This window comes from Mucilaginibacter sp. P4_A11, from assembly GCF_056402535.1.
The window spans coordinates 99,268-117,124 of the sequence record NZ_JBFUHE010000007.1; the positions used below are offsets into that span (position 1 = coordinate 99,268).

A 17,857-nucleotide genomic window follows, 5' to 3' on the forward strand; every position below is an offset into this window, starting at 1 on the left:
TATTTAATTGGCTATAACAAAGAAGGCGCCGTGATAGGCGCCTTCTTTGTTATAGAAAACAATCTTACAAGCTTAGCCACTTTTTCCTTGCAGCCAATTGCTGCTCGCTCGGACTGTCAACAGTTACAATATTGTATTTAACACGGGTGCTTTTCAGCAAGGTGACCGGGAGGATAATGGCTTGCCCATCGCGGGTTACGGTTACCTGGATCTTGTCGCCCGGGTTTTTACCGGTGATCAGTGCCGAAGCATCGGTAACCGGTGTGCCGTCAATTGCTGTGATCTCGTCGTTTACGTTAATGCCATCTATGTAAGCAGCAGTACCGCGTTGTACACCGGTAACAATGATTTTTTTGTTGACGGTTGTCGCGGTAGTGACACCTAAAGCCGCATCGGTTTTATCGGCCAGTTCGTCAACTACCTTGTAACCGGCATAGCCTAAGTATTTGTTATAATCAACCGCGGTTAGGCCATTGATGTATTTTGCATAAAAATCATCCAGCTTTTTACCTGCAAATTTTTCAAATGCGGCTTTAAATTCAGCATCGGTATAGCCGCGTTTTTTGATCTTGTAGTACTGGGTGTACATATACTTCATGGCATCATCCAATGAATATTTGCCTTTGCTATCGTTGATGATTTCGAGGTCAAGCATCATACCAATGATCGCACCTTTATTGTAATATGATATAGTGGTATTGTTTGAGTTTTCGTTAGGGCGATAAGCTTTGATCCAGGCGTCGAAACTTGATTCAGCAACGGTTTGTACATCTTTACCGGGCAGGTTTTCAAGGATATTGAACTCGCTTTCCAAAACATCAAAGTAGTTTTGAACCGGGAACAGCTGCGTACGGCGAACAATGATGCCCTGGTAATATTCGGTAAAGCCTTCAGCTATCCACAGGTTGGTAGTGTAGTTTTCGGTATCATAATCAAACGGACCTAAAACTACCGGGCGCAGGCGCTTTACATTCCATAAATGAAAGTGTTCGTGCGCAACCAGGCCCAAAAAGCTTTGGTAGCCTTTGTCATTAGCATAGTTATCACGTGATGCGCCTAAAACGGTTGAGCTCAGGTGCTCCAGGCCGCCACCGTTACGCTGGCGGTTGTGTACTATAAATACATAGTGCTTGTTGGGGTTCTCGCCAAAAACGGCTGCTTCCTGATCTACAATTTTATGGATATCGGCTTTTAATTTTTCCTTGTCATAATTACCGCCGCCGTACATGCATATTTCATAATGAACGCCCGATGCATCAAAGCCAAAAACGTCCTGGTTTCCCACTTCAATAGGCGAATCGAAAAGGATGTCAAAATTTGGCGATAAACGGGTAAAGGGATCATTATTTACCATTTCGAGGCTGGTTGAAACTTTATCCCAGTTTTTGTATGGTTTAATATGGATGGTAGCTGGTGAGTGCAGCATATTAGCCGGATAAATGAAAATACCGGTGGTTGAAAGGAAGCCATGCGATGCATCGATAAAGCTGGTGCGTACAGAAAGTTCAAAGGCGTAAACCCGGTATTTTACCGTTACTGATGAAATTCCTTTTGTAACAATTTGCCAGGTATTCTTATTGGTTTTGGGTGCCGCAACAGGTTTGCCGTTAGTTTGGGCAGTTAATGATTCAATGTTTTTTGCAAACTCGCGTACAAGGTATGAGCCGGGTGTCCATACCGGCATTTTAAGCTCGAGGGTGTTTTGCTGAAGGCCAGTAATATGCATTTCAATATCAGCATAATGGGCCTGAGCTTCAGGAAACGAAACATTGTAGGTAATTTGAGCGTTGGCGGCCGCCTTGCTGATGATAGTACTCATAATAAAGATCGTTAGAAAAAATAACGTGCGTAGGTTGGTCAGTTTCATGGCCGCAATTTATAAAAATTCTATAATCAGTTATGTATGTGGCATTACTGAGCCCAAAAGGTAGTTGTAAAATGGTTGATACATGCAACTATTGTTAATATTATGCTGTTAGTTTTACATCGATTTTTAAGTCAATGGAACTGATTGAACCTATTTCGCGCAAGCTGATACGCTTAGGTAAACTGTACCTGGATGTACTGGTAAAGCATACCGTTCACCTGGATGTTACCCGGTACCATTATATACTTTCGCTTATTTACATTAATGACGGGCAACTTACTCAAAACGTGCTGGCGCATATGTTGGGCAAGGATAAATCGGCTATGGTGAACATCATCAACCTGCTTACTTTAAAAGGTTTTGTTTATCGCGAAAATAACCCGAACGACAGGCGGCAGCAACTGCTCCGCATTACCGAAAAAGCAAAACTGGCCGTGCCCCAGATCATCGAAACTTTTAAAAGTATTAACGCCGATATTACCGAAGGCATATCCGAAACCGATATGCAGGTATTTGAAAGTGTACTTACCCGCATGCATAAAAATTTAAACCCATTAATATCACCCGAAACAACCCTACAAGCTAAACCACACACGGATTAAACGAAGTATGAAAACGAAATATATTATTTACACGGCGCTGGCCCTGCTGGTTGCCTATTTAATTTACAACAAATTTTTTAGCGAGGGGGCAAAGAAATCGGCCGCGGTTATGGCTTCGGGCAAGGGTGATAAGAAAAAAGGAGGCGGTCCGGTGGGGGTTAACGTAATGATTGTTAAAGATACCGCCGTAAATAACATCATTGATATTACCGGTACCATTGATGCCAATGAAAAGGTAAGCCTGATAAGCCAGACAGCAGGAAACATTACAGGGATCTATTTTAACGAAGGCACTAAGGTAACAAAAGGACAACTGCTGGTTAAGGTTTACAATCAGGATTTAGAAGCATCACTGCAACAAAACCAGTACCAGGTAGCGTTGGCCAAGCAGCAGGAAAGCCGCAACCGTCAGTTACTTCAAAAAGAGGCCATAAGCCAGGAAGAATATGATACCTCGTTAACTTCATTAAACTCATTAAAGGCTGCTGCTGATGTGATCAAGGCGCAGATAGCCCGTACCGAGATCCGTGCACCGTTTTCGGGCACTATCGGTTTAAGGAATGTGAGCCCCGGCAGTTATTTGTCACCATCATCGCCTATTGCCAATTTGGTGAATATCGATCCGGCTAAAGTAACGTTTGCGGTGCCTGAAAGATATCTTTCTATACTGGGTCCCGGCAGTAAGATCAGGTTCAAGACTGAAAGTTCGATGGAGAACTTTGTGGGTACAGTATACGCTATCGACCCGTCAATTGATGCCGGCTCACGCACTATAACAGTACGCGCCAAAGCGCCAAACCCTAAAGGAGTCCTTACTGCGGGTAGCTTTGCCAAGATCAATTTAACACTGGATCAAATTCCTAAAACTATCCTGTTGCCAACAGAAGCAGTCATACCCGATCTGAAAAGCAGCCTGGTTTGGATCTATCAAAATGGCATAGCTGTATCAAAACCGGTAAAAACAGATATGCGCACCGATACTAAAATTCAGGTTATTGACGGTTTAAAACCCGGCGATAGTGTAGTGGTATCGGGCCTGATACAAATGCGACCAAAAGTGCCTTTGAAAATTTTAAAAGTTATTAAATAAACCAATATGAGTTTATCCTCAGTAAGTATTAAACGGCCGGTATTGGCAACAGTAATGTCTGTGGTTATTGTTGTGTTTGGTATTATCGGCTATAAGTTTTTAGGGGTAAGGGATTTTCCTTCGGTCGATCCGCCTATCATTTCGGTATCCACCAGTTACTCCGGCGCCAATGCCGATGTAATTGAATCGCAGATCACGGAACCACTTGAAAAATCAATAAATGGTGTGCCGGGTATCCGCAACATATCGTCAACCAGTTCTGTTGGGCAAAGCAACATCACCGTTGAGTTTGACCTTGATGCCGATTTGGAAACCGCCGCTAACGATGTGCGGGATAAAGTGGGCCAGGCCCAGCGCCAGCTGCCGCAGGATATTAACGCCCCGCCGGTAGTAACCAAGGCCGATGCCAGCGCCGACCAGATCATTACCCTTACCGTAAGTAGCAATACACGTAATATAAACCAGTTGGATGATTATGCCGAGAACGTACTGCTGGAGGGATTGCAAACCATCCCGGGAGTAAGTACCATTAACGTGCAGGGACAACGCCAGTACGCTATGCGCCTGTGGATAGATCCTAACAAACTTTCGGCCCTTGGTGTTACGGCAACCGATATTGGTGCCGCATTAGCTAAAGAGAACGTGGAGCTGCCTGCCGGTAAAATTGAAGGCAACAATACCGAGGTTACCATCAGGGCACTGGGTAAACTGGCAACAGAGAAAGATTTTAATAACCTTATTATCCGTGCTGATAGCAGCAGGGTGATCAGGCTTAGCGATATAGGTTATGCTGTATTGGGATCGGCAAACGAGGAAACCATATTTAAAGAATCGGGTGTGCCGATGGTTGCGTTGGCTCTTGTTCCTCAACCGGGCGCCAACTACGTACAGATAGCTAAGGATTTTTATGCCCGTTTAGAGCAGATCAAAAAAGATCTTCCTCCCGATATTTCGGTGAAAGTGGCTTTGGATAATACCAGGTTCATTAACCAGTCCATATCCGAAGTGCAGGAAACGCTGATCGTTGCGTTTGTATTGGTGGTAATTATCATCTACCTTTTCTTCCGCGACTGGCTCATAGCTTTCCGTCCGTTGATAGATATCCCGGTATCATTGATCGGTGCATTTTTTATCATGTACATCTTTGGTTTTTCCATCAATATATTAACCCTTTTGGGCATAGTACTGGCAACGGGCCTGGTGGTGGATGACGGTATTGTGGTAACCGAGAACATCTATAAAAAGGTAGAGGCTGGTATGGCTATCCGTAAGGCAGCTTTTGAAGGTTCGGCCGAGATCTTTTTTGCGGTAGTATCCACATCAGTTACGCTGGCAGCAGTGTTTTTACCCATCGTGTTTTTACAGGGCTTTACGGGCCGCTTATTCCGCGAGTTTGCGGTAGTGGTAGCGGGTTCGGTTTTAATATCGGCGTTCGTATCATTATCGTTAACACCGATGCTTAACGTAAAGCTGATCCGTAAAAATCAGAAGAAATCTAAGTTCTACGAAAGAACGGAACCGTTCTTTGTAAATATGATCAACTCATATTCTGAGTCGCTCGTTAAATTTATGAAGCGTAAATGGATCTCGTTTGTTATCCTCGCCGCCTCTATAGTTATTATCGGGGTCCTGGTAAGGGTTATCCCATCGGAGCTTGCACCACTCGATGACCGTAGTTTGCTTCGTTACAGTGTTACCGGTTCAGAAGGTGCGACTTATGAGTACATGACCAGGTACATGGATAAGGTATCAAACCTTGTTGAAGATTCAATTCCGGAGGCTAACGTTAATCTTGAAATTGTTTCGCCATCATTTGGCGGCGGCGGCGCATCAAATACAGGTTTCGGCAGGGTAGGGCTTGTTGCCCCTGATGAGCGGAAGCGGACACAGCAGGAGCTTGCCGACTGGCTCAATGCCAAGCTAAGGAAAATGCCTGATGCACGTGCTATTGTAGTGCAGGAACAAACCATTAGTGGTGGCGGCTCTGGTTCAAAAACATCTCTGCCGGTACAGTATGTTATCCAGAACCAGGATTTTGAAAAGATCCGTAAGGTGTTGCCAGAATTTTTTGCCGAGGTATCAAAGAGCCCCGTTTTCCAGGGAACAGATGTTAACCTGAAATTTACCAAACCCGAACTGCGCGTGGTTACCGACCGTGACCGGGCACGTGATTTAGGTGTTTCGGTGGATGATATTGCCCAAACCCTGCAACTGTATTATAGCGCCGGGCGTTTAGATTATTTCCTGATAAACGGCAAACAATACCAGGTGATAGCACAGGTCGACCGCGCCAACCGCGATCAGCCGCTTGATCTGAAATCTGTGTATGTACGCAGCTCCAAAGGGGCTTTGGTGCAGCTGGATAACGTAGTTAAAACTACTGAAGGCGCTACGCCACCGGCTATTTACCACTTTAACCGGTATAAGTCGGCAACATTATCAGCCGGTCTTGCTCCGGGTTACACTGTTGGCGATGGTATTAAGGAAATGGACAGGATCTCCAAAAGCCTGCTTGATGATACCTTCAGTACCGCGCTAAGCGGCCCGTCACGTGACTATGCCGAAGGGTCGTCAAATATTCTTTTTGCCTTTGGCTTTGCCTTGTTGTTGATCTACCTGGTACTGGCCGCCCAGTTTGAAAGCTTTATGGATCCGTTTATAGTGATGCTTACCGTGCCGCTGGCTATTTCGGGGGCGTTTTTATCATTGTGGTTGTTTAACCAAACCCTCAATATTTTCAGCGAGATAGGGATCATCACCCTGGTAGGGCTGGTAACCAAAAACGGGATCTTAATTGTAGAGTTTGCCAACCAGCGGATGGAGCAGGGGGTGGCCAAATACGAGGCTGTTGTTGAAGCTGCCACGGCGCGTTTACGTCCTATTTTAATGACAAGCTTAGCTGTGGTGCTGGGCTCTGTGCCTATTGCTTTTGCGCTGGGTGCGGGAGCAAAAAGCCGTGTATCATTAGGTATCGTTATTATGGGCGGGATGCTGTTTTCATTGGTACTAACACTTTACATTATCCCGATGATGTATTTACTGCTGGCCGCCAAAACCCGTAAAGACCATGACCACGATCCGGAAGATATGGCTGCCGAAGCTGAAATGGCCGAAGCTCATCATCACCATCATGAACCTAAACTGATCGAAAACCTGTAATTTAATATGATGATCAAGAAAATAACCTGCCTGGTCTTTTGTTTCGCAATGGCATCAACTATTGCCATGGCCCAGCAGGGTGCACCACTGCTTACTTTAAAAGATGCGGTAGAAATAGCGCTGAAGAATAACTATAATATCAAGTTGTCGCAAAACAACTCAACTATTGCGTCAAATAATGTTACGCTTGGTAACGCGGGGATCTTACCGGTGGTTACCGGCGACTTTAACGATAATAACAGCCGTCAAACTACCAAGCAAACCCGTAATGACGGCACGGTTAATAATATCCGTAATGCCAAAAACTCCAATAACAACTACGGTGTAAACCTTAACTGGACAATTTTTGACGGCTTTGCCATGTTTGCAAATTATGATCAGCTGAAGCAGGTAGATAGGTTTGGTGTACTACAATTGCAGGATACCGTACAAAGAACAGTGGCCAGTGTTATTGATACCTATTATAACCTTATCAGCCAGAACGAACAGGTAAAGGCCTTAAAAGGAGCTATAGACATTTCGCGTACGCAGTTACGTATTGCTAACGATAAGTTTGCTGTAGGAAGGGCTTCAAGATTAGAAGTGTTGAATGCCCAGGTAAACCTGAATACTGATACCGGCAACCTGGTGATCCAATATCAGCAATACAGAACTACTAAAATACAGCTTAATCAATTGCTCATCCGCGATCTGCAAACTGATTTTTCAGTTGCTGATACCATTGTAGTTGATGAGAAACTGGCACTTGCTGATGTGATCAACAACGCCCAGCTGCAAAATCCGGCTATCCTGTCGGCGCAGATAAATCAACGCCTGGCCGAGATCAATCTTAAACAAGTGCGCGCCACAAGATACCCGCAAGTAGGGCTAACATCGGGTTATACATTTACCAACAGCAAAACGCCGGCTGGTTTTACCTTGTCACAAAACGTACATGGGTTTAATTACGGGCTTACCGCAAGCATCAATATTTTTAACGGCCTTAACCAAAACAGGCGCGAAAAAAATGCAAAGATCCAGATAGACAATGCCGGCATTGCTGCCAAACAAACAAAATTGAATATTGAAAGCCAGATTAGCAGCCTGTTTGTAGCATACCTGTCAGGTCTTGATTTGGTTAAATTGGAAGAAGCCAACGTAAACCTTAACAAAAAGAACCTGGACATTACGCTTGATAAATATAAGTTAGGCAATATTACACCGCTTGAAGTAAGGGAAGCACAGCGCAATTATCTTGATGCGCAGTCAAAGTTTTTTGCGGCGCAGTATCAAAGCAAACAGGCCGAGATCATGTTAAAACAGATAACCAACAGCATTAACATCAATTAAAAAATATTTTAATAATAAGTTTAAAAACTTATTTTTGAAACATGACCACCCCTTTTAAAACCTGCCTGCTTATTGATGATAACTACATTGATAACTTTATAACGCGCAGGGTTTTAGAGAACAGTAACTTCGCAGAGAATATCATTGTGCGCCAGTCGCCGATGGAGGCCATTGAATCATTAAAAGACGGATCGGTAAACCCTGATGTTATTTTTTTAGATATCAGGATGCCAATGATGAGCGGTTTTGAGTTTCTGCAGGAGTATGATGGTTTGGAAATTGCTAAAAAAGGAATTAAAATATATATGTTATCATCATCACTTGACCCTACCGATATGAGGCAATCAAGCGATAATAAGCATATTACACAGTTTATTCATAAGCCACTTACTGTTAAAGCGCTCGAGGAAATTTGTCAATGATCTTAGTTGCAGATAGCGGATCATCAAAAACTGATTGGTTGTTGACCATTTCAGACCAGGAAACCCGCTCGTTCCTTACTGCGGGGTTAAATCCATATTTTTTAACCGAAAAGGAGATAGCCCGTATTATACAGGATCAGGCCCCCGAAATGGTAGCCCTTGCTGCCGAGATCTCTGAGATTTACTTTTTTGGCGCGGGATGCAGTAGTCCCGACAGGCACGAGATCGTATCAAACGCCCTGAGCACACATTTCAGCAAAGCCTATATCAGCGTTGACAGCGATCTGCTGGGATGCGCGTATGCAACATGCGGCCAGGAAAAGGGAATCTGTTGCGTAATGGGGACAGGTAGCAATATCTCTTTTTTTGACGGCGAAGAAATTTATGACGGGCAGCACGGCCTTGGTTTTGTTTTAGGCGATGAAGGCTCGGGCACCTGGTATGGTAAAAAATTGATCACCGATTTTCTATACGGCAACATGCCATATGATATCAGCCAGAAATTTGATAAGGCCTACCACCTTAACAAGGAGATCGTGATCAAAAATGTATATCAAAGGCCTAATGCCAACACCTACCTGGCATCGTTCAGTAAGTTTGTAAGCGAAATAAAAACAACCGAATACGGGCACTCCATGCTGGTTGACGGCTTGGTTGAATTTATTGAGAGTAATATCAAATCATACCCCGAATACCATAAATACAAATGCCACTTTGTTGGTTCTATTGCCTATTCATTTTCTGAAGAGTTGATCTCATTATGCCACCTCCACGGCGTAAAAACCGGCAAGATCATCAAACATCCCATAAATGACCTGATGGCTTTTATCCTGAAAAGGAACGAAATGGCAACGGAAGAGTAAGGACCCTAAGGACTCGCTCTAAAATACCCCACGTCATGCCGAATTTATTTCGGCATCTCACCATGCAGGTAGTCACAGGATAGGTCTACCAGAGACAAGGCGAAGACATCGCAGGCGTAAACATCTTATGAGCTGCCGAAATAAATTCGGCATGACATCCTCTTTTAACTTATGAACTACATCAGCCTAACGAAAAAGCTACGATAAATTTAAAGTAACTCCCCGAATGAGCACCTATGCTTTTGTCATCCCAGCATAATAAAAAAACAATTTAGGAACGATTGTTCCAAATCGAATATATATTTGCGGAACGATTATTCCAAAATTAAACGAATCTTCCAGAAAATGAAAAAATTAGAGAACAAAGTAGCAGTAGTAACAGGGGCATCAAAAGGTATTGGTGCTGAGATAGCAAGAGGTTTGGCAGCGGAAGGAGCTGCTGTAGTGGTAAATTATGCATCAGACAAAACAGGTGCAGATAAAGTAGTGGCCGATATCACCGGTAATGGTGGTAAAGCTATTGCAGTACAGGGCGATGTATCAAAAAGTGCGGATGTAGACCGTATTTTTGCTGAAACTCATGAGGCTTATGGCGCAGCTGATATCCTGGTAAATAATGCCGGTGTATACCTGTTTACCCCGATTGAAGACGTAACCGAAGAAGAGTTTCACCGCCAGTTTAACATCAATGTGCTTGGATTGTTATTAGCAACCAAAGGCGCCGTGGCCAGCTTTGGTGAAAAAGGCGGCAGCGTGATCAACATAAGCTCGACTGTAACCCGCATCACACCTCCGCAAAGCGCTATATATACTGGTACCAAAGGTGCAGTGGATTCTATCACACAGGTATTGTCAAAAGAGCTTGGCCCTAAAAAGATCCGTGTAAATGCAATCAACCCAGGTATGGTTGAAACAGAAGGTACACATACTGCAGGCTTTATCGGCAGTGATTTTCAAGCGCAGTTAGTAAGCACCACACCGCTTGGCCGTATTGGTCAGCCGGACGATATTGCGCCTGTCGCCGTATTCCTGGCATCAGATGATTCACGCTGGTTAACCGGTGAGATCATCATCGCAAGTGGTGGTGTAAGATAATCATACAGGCAAAGCCCGGTCAAAACAAGCGGGTACGGTATATAGGATTAAACAATTAATTAAAAATGAATAGCTTTGCCCGCAAAACGGGTAAAGCTTTTCTGTTATGGCAAGAACTAAAGATTTTGATGAAGCCGAGGTATTGAGCAAAGCCGTTTGCATTTTTTGGCATAAAGGCTACAATGGTACATCCATGCAGGACCTTGTGGATGGCTTGGGTATAAGCCGTTCAAGCCTGTACGATACTTTTGGCGATAAGCACGCTTTATATATTAAGGCCCTGGATAGCTATCAGCAAACCGGGGGTAGCCAGATGTGCGATATTATCAATAATACTGCATCGGCAAAAGAGGCAATAAAAAAGCTTTTGGAGCTTACCATGCGCGATCTGTTAAATGATGAACAGCGTAAAGGCTGTTTCATGGTAAATGCCGAAATTGAACTGGCGTCGCTCGATGCCGAAGTTAAAAACCTGATATGCCGGAATGAGCAACAGTTTGAAGGCGCGGTTCTTCGGGCTATAAAGAAAGGACAAGACAGTGGTGAGATCCGCAACACCCAGGATCCCCTCGCGCTTGCCCGCTTCATTATTAACGCGGTACGTGGTATGCAGGTATCGGCCAAGGCAACTGCCGACAAGGCTTTTTTTGATGATATCATCAAAACCACCCTGTCGGTACTTGATTAAAAATTTATTAGTTGAGCTCTTAAGCCGTTAAGGTTTGTTTCTTCCTCAATCTCATTCCCACTAAAAACAAAATTCCTACGCCAGCCAATATACTTCCTGCCTGCGGAATATAATCGCCGTGTTTAACGTAGAATGTAAGCTCGCTGTTGAGGTTGATGTCCTGTTTAATGGCGGTTTTAACCCACCATTCGGTATGTTTAACTACATCGCCACGTTGGTTAATAAAACCAGAGATGCCCGTATTGGCCGATTGGCAAACCCAACGGCGGGATTCGATGGCGCGAAGTTTGGCATAATCTAAATGCTGGTCTTTACCCGAGGTGTTTTCCCACCAGCCATCGTTAGTAATAATGGCGATAAACTGCGCTCCTTTTTTAACCGAGCGGGCAATATACCCTCCCCATATTGATTCATAGCAAATAACAGGATCAACCCCGATACCGCTTTGCGAGTAAAGTACTTTAGCATCCTTTTCTGGCGCATAATTGCCGGTGGCTCCACCTAAATGCTCAAATACTGGTTTTAGGAATGAAAGCGCGTTGCCAAAAGGTAATGATTCGGCACCGGGCACTAACCGCGATTTGTGGTAGGTTTGGATCCGGTCGCCATTTTCAATATTAAGTGCAGTGCTGTAAAAATCAGCGTACTGATCGCCGCCCCATGGCGAAGGAACTGCCGTTGGTGTGGCCCTGTTGTTATATAGCCTGAATGTTTCGGCACCGGTGATCAGGTTGCCATTTGGATATTTGCGTAAAAAGAACTGGGCCTGTTTAATAAAATTGTTTTGCCCTATCTGCTCTTCATCGATATAGACGGGAGCCGGGATAGCTGTTTCGGGCCAGATAAAAAACTCGGTATTAGGTTGTGCCACCTGTCTCGAAAGGTGGATGAGGATATCAAGTTGCAAGGCCGGAGGGATGGTGCCATCTTTCTCGTAAGGATCGATATTGGGTTGGGCGACAACTACGTTTGATGGGTTTACCTCTTCTACATAATTATGATAAACCGATAACGAATAACCCAGAGGGGCTGCTATAGCAATCACAAACGCAGTGATCAGTACCATTCTTTGACGTTTGGTTTGAGCCTCACGTAAGCCGGTATATATTAAAAAAGCCAGGATATTCACTACCCAGATCCAGATTGTGCCACCATAAACACCGGTATACTCATACCATTGAATCCACTGATGGGCCACGGCAAAACCATTGCCAAGTGTCATCCAGGGGAAGTACAGGTCCCAGCTTTGGTGCAGGTATTCATAACCTATCCAAAAACAAACCAAGCCAAGGAATGCAATCCAGCGGGGAGCAACCAATCTTAAACGGTAATATAACCAAAAGGCAGTTGCCATAAGCAATGGGCCAAGCGAGTAGGGGATTAGCGTGATAGGTATAGCGACAACTTCACCTACTATTTTGAGCGCATTGTAAACCCAGTAAACAGATAATGAATTCCAGATAAAAAAGCCTATGAAAGTTACGTTGAACACCCGCTTTCCTTTTTTGGGATTGTCGTCTTTAATAATGTTTTCAATAGCCAGCAGCATAGGCACAAAGCCTATAAAAAGTAAAAACGTAGTATAAGGGGTAGGAGGCCAGGCTATCCACAAAAGTAAGCCTGATAGTATGGCTAATGGTAGGGTTTTTTTCATGTAGGATGACAATGTGTATTAAACCGTCATAATAATTAAAAAGTTAAAGGGGAGCGACTGGTATGCCTTAGTCGAACAATTCGGATTGCCTGGGGAGTTACTCTGTATGAAACGCGATAATGGTGTTTTTCAAAGGCACGCCATGTGCCGTCATTGTTCTTTTTAAATTTATCCAAAGGATATTTTTCAGGATGGCGAGGTAGCGCTATGGTAATGTCGATGATTTCATCGCGGACTATCTCTGCATTTTGAACAGAATCGAGTTGTATATAGTTATAAGCTTTTCGTAATTCGGACATAGCCGTTTTACTCCAAATGGTTACCATTTCCGAGCTTGCGCCTTTAAATCTTCGGCGGTTATGAAATTTCCATTGCTAATTTCAGCATCGCCAGTTTCAAGATCTCGGTTATACTCCTCTATGGTCTGCGGCTTTTCAGTTGCCTGAAAATCAATCTTCATAAGCTTCAAAGTGTGTAAGAGCCACTCCTTTTTGCTTTTGTCTTTAATTTTATCAAAATCAATGATCAATTCCATAAGTCATGTTTTTAGCCGTATTAACAAATATACTAAATATGCTTTTTGAGCGCGGCGTTTTCAGGCCTTTTTCCTTTAGAAACCAGCGATGTTCTTACTCTTCCTCCTCATCCCTATCATACTTCCCTTTTGCAGGCTTAGCCGGAGCCCCGGCAACACACATTACAAATTCGCCTTTCATAGGGTGTGTTTCAAAGTACTGTTTTACTTCAACTACAGTGCCCCGTACGGTTTCTTCAAACATTTTGGTAAGCTCACGCGATACCGAGATCTGCCTGTCGGCACCAAAATAGGTTGCCATTTCATCCAGCGTTTTTAACAAACGGTGGGGCGACTCATATAGTATGATGGTCCGTTCCTCTTCGGCCAAAAACTTGTACCGGGTTTGACGACCTTTTTTCAACGGTAAAAATCCCTCGAAGCAAAACTTATCGGTAGGGAAGCCGGAGTTAACCAGTGCCGGTACAAAAGCTGTAGCGCCAGGTAGACATTCAATAGCAATATTAAACTTCAAAGCTTCGCGAACAAGAAAAAAGCCCGGGTCGGAAATAGCTGGTGTACCGGCATCAGAAATGAGCGCGATATTTTTCCCTTGCAGCAAAAATTTAATGATCTCGTTGCTTGATTGATGCTCGTTATGCTGATGATGTGCAAATACTTTTTGATGGATCTCGAAGTGCTTCAGCATTGGGGCAGAAGTGCGGGTATCTTCAGCAAGTATCAGGTCCACCTCCTTCAGCACGCGGATAGCCCTGAAGGTCATATCCTCCAGATTGCCTATGGGGGTGGGGACTAAGTATAATTTACCTGTTGGGTTGTTCATGGTTGTTTTTGGTCGATAGTCAATGGGCCATAGTCCATGGATCTTACGTTATTTCAGTTCGTATTCCTATAACGTAAATTACTATGGACTATCGACTATGGACTATGGACTTATTTATATCTTTGCCTAAAAAATAAAATAATGCTGCAAGTTAGTTATATCCGTGATAACCGGGAACAGGTTTTGGAACGTTTGGCTGTAAAAAATTTTAAACAGCCCCAACTGGTTGATGAAATAATTGAACTGGACGACAAGCGCCGCTCCACTCAAACCAGTATGGATAATGTTTCGGCCGAGGCCAATGCAGCTGCAAAACAGATTGGCGAGCTGATGCGCGCCGGTAAAAAGGAAGAAGCCGAAGGCCTTAAAGGCAAAACCGGAGCATGGAAAGAAGAGATCAAGAAATTGGGCGACATACTTACCATAACCGAAGAAGAACTATATCAGAAACTGGTATTGTTACCCAATCTGCCGCACAGTTCAGTACCGAAAGGCTTAACCCCTGAGGATAATGAAGTGGTGTTAGAGAACGGCGTAAAACCCGAGTTGCCTGCCGATGCTTTACCACACTGGGAGCTGGCCGCTAAATATAACCTGATTGATTTTGAACTGGGTGTTAAAATAACCGGTGCAGGTTTCCCCGTATATAAAAATAAGGGTGCCAAACTGCAACGTGCGCTTATCAATTATTTTATTGATGAAGCAGAAAAAGCAGGTTACAGTGAGGTAAGCGTACCACTGATGGTGAATGAAGCTTCAGGTTTCGGTACATCACAACTGCCTGATAAAGAAGCACAGATGTACCATGTAGGTATCGATAACCTGTACCTGATACCTACTGCCGAAGTGCCTATTACCAACCTGTACCGTGAAGTGATATTGAAAGAAGATCAGTTGCCGGTGCGTAATTGCGGTCATACGCCATGCTTCCGCCGTGAGGCTGGATCATATGGTGCGCATGTGCGCGGACTTAACCGCCTGCACCAGTTTGATAAAGTGGAGATAGTAACCATAGCTCATCCTGATAAATCGTACGAGATATTGGAGCTGATGAGTGCCCATGTGCAGGGCTTGTTGCAAAAATTAGGCTTGCCATATCGTGTACTGCGTCTTTGCGGTGGTGATATGGGTTTTGGCTCTGCCTTAACTTATGACATGGAAACCTGGAGCGCGGCACAACAACGCTGGCTGGAAGTTTCATCAGTATCAAACTTCGAAACATTCCAGAGCAACAGGCTTAAACTCCGCTTCCGCAATGCTGACGGTAAAACACAGCTGGCGCACACTTTAAATGGTAGCGCGTTAGCCTTACCGCGTATTGTAGCCACCTTGCTGGAGAATAACCAAACTGAAAAAGGTATTAAAGTACCAGAGGTACTTGTGCCTTATACTAAGTTTGAGTGGATTGATTAAATTTTCTTAATCCGAATAAGAATATACGCGTCATTGCGAGGTACGAAGCAATCCCCAATTGGCAGGTCTGCCCTGTATAGTTTGGGATTGCTTCGTACCTCGCAATGACGTTTTTGGTAATATGTATATTAGGGGCTCAATATCAAAGCCAAACCACTTTCTGAAAACTTTCATGTTCGCGACCGATGATATCACGGTATAAATCAGGTTTTCTGGCCTGGATGTAACGATAGCCGCCGGCTTTTGTCAGCTTATCAAGAGTTAGTTCGGCCAAAACAATCTCATTGTCCAGTGACCGGCATTCGGCCATTATATCGCCATATGGATCAATGATCATGGAGCATCCGTTTTTTAGCTGATCGCCGTCCATGCCTATTGGGTTGGAGAATATGGCATAAACCGCGTTATCATAGGCCCGAGCTGGCAACCATTTCATCAGCCATTGCCTGCCCTTAAGGCTGTCGAACTCCTTCCGAAGTAGTTGTGCATTTGCCTCTTTATTTTTCCATAGTTCAGTGTCAACAAAACCGGCTCCCGGTCGGGTTGATGGTGTACACATGGTAACGTGCGGCATAAAAATTACCTATGCACCAAGTAAGGTAGTTGCGCGCACATTTTCAATTACATTGTTATCATAACAAATAAGGATCCCGCATTTCCATCCGTACAAATCAAATACGGTATAGGCCGTGCCCGGTAAAAGATGCGGATTAATAAAAGGGTGCAATTTCCGGTGTTTGGCTATCAGCCCGGTTTTATCAACGCATACATAAGCTTTAAATAAATTATCGTCTTTGTCCTTTTCAAACAGACCAGCCAGTATGGCAATATCATATCGCCGGGCGTATTCGGTTAATGCGGCGATGCTCGGCCCGGACGGGATCTCTTCGGCCAGGTCAAGCATCTGTGCTTTGTTTAGCGTTCGGGCAAAGGTATAGCCTGTTATGGAACATTCGTGAAATGCTATTGCTTTTGCTCCTTTTGTGGCGGCATCTGCTGCCATTTGTTCAATAACCGATAAATTATAGGCTTTGTCACCGCTTTTATTTTCAAACTGTGCTGTGGCGATTGTTAGGTTTTCCATATGCTGATCATCGTTTTTCATTTCAAAATTATCCCAAGCGTATGGGAAGCTATTGTAAAAAACCGACAATTTTGATTTATGCGAGGGGCATAAAGTTTATAGCCAGCAGCCTATGATTGGCCTTGTATTGCAAGGGGGTAACACCAGTGTGCTTTCGGAAAAAGTTATTAAGATGGGCCTGATCATAATATCCGCATGAATAGCTAAGTATGCCTACATCTTTTACCGAATGCAGCTTTTGAAGTTGTTTAAGATAGTTTTGAAATTTGACCGTATCTATAAACTTTTTAGGGGAGGTGCCTACCTGCTCATTGAACTTGCGCTCCAGTTGCCGTTCTGTTACAGGCAGCACATCCAAAAGGCTTTTGATATTAATGATGCCTTTGCATTTATGAACAATACCTATCGCCTCGTCAACTATGTCGTGCCTGTTGCATGCGGCGGATGCTTTTTTCAATAAAAATTGTTCGGCGATGCCTGCCGCTTCGGAAAGGCTGGCAGCGTTTGCAAGCTGGTCTTCCAAATCACAGGCTTCCTGCCCGAAAAGATCTTTTAGTTGTATGATGGTGTCAATCAGTTCATATGCGGCTATTCCAAACAAGGGCAAAAGTACATTGGGCTGCAAAACAACAACCAACATTGCCAGGTCATCAACAGAACGGATATCATTATAGTGAGTGATCTGCCCGTAAACAAAACTTTTTGGTTGGGAGTAGGCGGCGGTATGGCGCTGGTCATATTGCAGCAATGGTGCTTTTAAGTGAAAAACTATCCCCGGATTGCCATCGGAAAACAGACGGTAATTTAAGGCGATATCGTTTTTATGCTCTATAATTAAATAGTGCTTAACAATAGCCGAGAGCAAAGGGTTGGGTGTTATTTGCATTATAATGCCGGATTTTAGCCTTGGCCTTAAAAATAAATAAAAATCGTGTCATTGAGTAACCACCAGGGAAAGCCCGGAAAAAGCGCGATGACGTGTAAAATATATTTTAGCGGCGTTGTGCGGGGGGGCGTTAGGGATTGCAGTGTAAAGCCCGGAGCGCGTGTAGGGATTGTGGGCAGGAAAGGCGAGGACTTGCAACGGAAAGCCCGGCCGCAGGCAACGCCCATGTTATAAATCGATCAACACATACACTTAATAACCCAAAGCTTACTACCACGTCATTATAAGGGCCGCATGAAAATCGTAGACTATGCACTGCGGCTCTACTTCCGTGCGATTGCCCCACT

The 17,857-nt window shown here is 44.1% G+C and carries 15 protein-coding genes and 1 pseudogene; 9 read left to right on the forward strand and 7 right to left on the reverse strand.

All coding sequences use genetic code 11. The features are described 5' to 3' along the window. Positions 1 to 64: 64 nt before the first annotated feature. On the reverse strand, positions 65 to 1,819 hold the full coding sequence (locus AC1DUD_RS15360; RefSeq protein ID WP_477375792.1) for a M61 family metallopeptidase: 1,755 nt from the start codon (positions 1,817 to 1,819) through the stop codon (positions 65 to 67). Between the two features lie 182 nt (positions 1,820 to 2,001). Here AC1DUD_RS15360 and AC1DUD_RS15365 point away from each other — a divergent pair, with 182 nt between their 5' ends. From AC1DUD_RS15365 to AC1DUD_RS15400, 8 genes are all read left to right on the forward strand, one after another. After that, a complete protein-coding gene (locus AC1DUD_RS15365) occupies positions 2,002 to 2,469 on the forward strand; it encodes a MarR family winged helix-turn-helix transcriptional regulator (RefSeq protein WP_477375794.1) in 468 nt (155 codons plus the stop codon). Positions 2,470 to 2,476: 7 nt separating this feature from the next. Beyond that, positions 2,477 to 3,559 (forward strand): efflux RND transporter periplasmic adaptor subunit, encoded by a 1,083-nt coding sequence (locus AC1DUD_RS15370; protein WP_477375796.1) that lies wholly within the window; start codon positions 2,477 to 2,479, stop codon positions 3,557 to 3,559. 6 nt (positions 3,560 to 3,565) lie between these two features. Further along, the gene (locus tag AC1DUD_RS15375; protein ID WP_477375798.1) at positions 3,566 to 6,718 is read left to right on the forward strand and encodes an efflux RND transporter permease subunit; all 3,153 of its coding nucleotides are present in this window, start codon (positions 3,566 to 3,568) and stop codon (positions 6,716 to 6,718) included. Between the two features lie 9 nt (positions 6,719 to 6,727). Then, on the forward strand, positions 6,728 to 8,047 hold the full coding sequence (locus AC1DUD_RS15380) for a TolC family protein (protein WP_477375800.1): 1,320 nt from the start codon (positions 6,728 to 6,730) through the stop codon (positions 8,045 to 8,047). Positions 8,048 to 8,088: 41 nt separating this feature from the next. Further along, positions 8,089 to 8,469 (forward strand): response regulator, encoded by a 381-nt coding sequence (locus AC1DUD_RS15385; RefSeq protein ID WP_477375802.1) that lies wholly within the window; start codon positions 8,089 to 8,091, stop codon positions 8,467 to 8,469. Beyond that, the gene (locus AC1DUD_RS15390) at positions 8,466 to 9,332 is read left to right on the forward strand and encodes a BadF/BadG/BcrA/BcrD ATPase family protein (RefSeq protein WP_477375804.1); all 867 of its coding nucleotides are present in this window, start codon (positions 8,466 to 8,468) and stop codon (positions 9,330 to 9,332) included. The genes AC1DUD_RS15385 and AC1DUD_RS15390 overlap by 4 nt, the downstream gene beginning before the upstream one ends. A 345-nt stretch (positions 9,333 to 9,677) precedes the next feature. Further along, the gene (locus AC1DUD_RS15395; protein WP_477375806.1) at positions 9,678 to 10,427 is read left to right on the forward strand and encodes an SDR family NAD(P)-dependent oxidoreductase; all 750 of its coding nucleotides are present in this window, start codon (positions 9,678 to 9,680) and stop codon (positions 10,425 to 10,427) included. Between the two features lie 106 nt (positions 10,428 to 10,533). Next, on the forward strand, positions 10,534 to 11,115 hold the full coding sequence (locus AC1DUD_RS15400; RefSeq protein WP_477375808.1) for a TetR/AcrR family transcriptional regulator: 582 nt from the start codon (positions 10,534 to 10,536) through the stop codon (positions 11,113 to 11,115). A 19-nt stretch (positions 11,116 to 11,134) separates the two neighbouring features. Here the strand turns inward: AC1DUD_RS15400 and lnt are convergent, their stop codons facing one another. The 4 genes from lnt to rsmI form a co-directional block, all read right to left on the reverse strand. Further along, positions 11,135 to 12,769 carry an apolipoprotein N-acyltransferase gene (gene lnt / locus AC1DUD_RS15405; RefSeq protein WP_477375810.1) on the reverse strand — a complete coding sequence of 545 codons (1,635 nt, stop codon included), beginning with the start codon at positions 12,767 to 12,769 and terminating at the stop codon, positions 11,135 to 11,137. Between the two features lie 35 nt (positions 12,770 to 12,804). After that, on the reverse strand, positions 12,805 to 13,095 hold the full coding sequence (locus AC1DUD_RS15410; protein WP_477375812.1) for a type II toxin-antitoxin system RelE/ParE family toxin: 291 nt from the start codon (positions 13,093 to 13,095) through the stop codon (positions 12,805 to 12,807). Then, the gene (locus tag AC1DUD_RS15415; protein WP_477375814.1) at positions 13,089 to 13,304 is read right to left on the reverse strand and encodes a hypothetical protein; all 216 of its coding nucleotides are present in this window, start codon (positions 13,302 to 13,304) and stop codon (positions 13,089 to 13,091) included. Before AC1DUD_RS15415 ends, AC1DUD_RS15410 begins: the two co-directional genes overlap by 7 nt. A 94-nt stretch (positions 13,305 to 13,398) precedes the next feature. Further along, complete coding sequence (gene rsmI, locus AC1DUD_RS15420) at positions 13,399 to 14,127, reverse strand: 16S rRNA (cytidine(1402)-2'-O)-methyltransferase (RefSeq protein WP_477375816.1); 729 nt, start codon at positions 14,125 to 14,127, stop codon at positions 13,399 to 13,401. Between the two features lie 141 nt (positions 14,128 to 14,268). Here rsmI and serS point away from each other — a divergent pair, with 141 nt between their 5' ends. Next, on the forward strand, positions 14,269 to 15,540 hold the full coding sequence (gene serS, locus AC1DUD_RS15425) for a serine--tRNA ligase (RefSeq protein WP_477375818.1): 1,272 nt from the start codon (positions 14,269 to 14,271) through the stop codon (positions 15,538 to 15,540). A gap of 142 nt (positions 15,541 to 15,682) precedes the next feature. Here the strand turns inward: serS and AC1DUD_RS15430 are convergent. Together AC1DUD_RS15430 and AC1DUD_RS15435 are read right to left on the reverse strand one after the other, a co-directional pair. Continuing rightward, positions 15,683 to 16,645, reverse strand: a pseudogene (locus AC1DUD_RS15430) (nitrilase family protein). Between the two features lie 55 nt (positions 16,646 to 16,700). After that, positions 16,701 to 17,510: a helix-turn-helix domain-containing protein gene (locus tag AC1DUD_RS15435; RefSeq protein WP_477375820.1), complete on the reverse strand. Its 810-nt coding sequence runs from the start codon at positions 17,508 to 17,510 to the stop codon at positions 16,701 to 16,703. Between the last annotated feature and the right edge of the window lie 347 nt (positions 17,511 to 17,857).

Coding starts and splice junctions, on each gene's coding strand:
- AC1DUD_RS15380 (WP_477375800.1), top strand. CDS start 6,728: ATGATCAAGAAAATAACCTGCCTGGTCTTTTGTTTCGCAATGGCATCA.
- serS (WP_477375818.1), top strand. CDS start 14,269: ATGCTGCAAGTTAGTTATATCCGTGATAACCGGGAACAGGTTTTGGAA.
- AC1DUD_RS15400 (WP_477375808.1), top strand. CDS start 10,534: ATGGCAAGAACTAAAGATTTTGATGAAGCCGAGGTATTGAGCAAAGCC.
- AC1DUD_RS15375 (WP_477375798.1), top strand. CDS start 3,566: ATGAGTTTATCCTCAGTAAGTATTAAACGGCCGGTATTGGCAACAGTA.
- AC1DUD_RS15435 (WP_477375820.1), bottom strand. CDS start 17,510: ATGCAAATAACACCCAACCCTTTGCTCTCGGCTATTGTTAAGCACTAT.
- AC1DUD_RS15385 (WP_477375802.1), top strand. CDS start 8,089: ATGACCACCCCTTTTAAAACCTGCCTGCTTATTGATGATAACTACATT.
- rsmI (WP_477375816.1), bottom strand. CDS start 14,127: ATGAACAACCCAACAGGTAAATTATACTTAGTCCCCACCCCCATAGGC.
- AC1DUD_RS15360 (WP_477375792.1), bottom strand. CDS start 1,819: ATGAGTACTATCATCAGCAAGGCGGCCGCCAACGCTCAAATTACCTAC.
- AC1DUD_RS15415 (WP_477375814.1), bottom strand. CDS start 13,304: ATGGAATTGATCATTGATTTTGATAAAATTAAAGACAAAAGCAAAAAG.
- AC1DUD_RS15395 (WP_477375806.1), top strand. CDS start 9,678: ATGAAAAAATTAGAGAACAAAGTAGCAGTAGTAACAGGGGCATCAAAA.
- lnt (WP_477375810.1), bottom strand. CDS start 12,769: ATGAAAAAAACCCTACCATTAGCCATACTATCAGGCTTACTTTTGTGG.
- AC1DUD_RS15365 (WP_477375794.1), top strand. CDS start 2,002: ATGGAACTGATTGAACCTATTTCGCGCAAGCTGATACGCTTAGGTAAA.
- AC1DUD_RS15410 (WP_477375812.1), bottom strand. CDS start 13,095: ATGGTAACCATTTGGAGTAAAACGGCTATGTCCGAATTACGAAAAGCT.
- AC1DUD_RS15390 (WP_477375804.1), top strand. CDS start 8,466: ATGATCTTAGTTGCAGATAGCGGATCATCAAAAACTGATTGGTTGTTG.
- AC1DUD_RS15370 (WP_477375796.1), top strand. CDS start 2,477: ATGAAAACGAAATATATTATTTACACGGCGCTGGCCCTGCTGGTTGCC.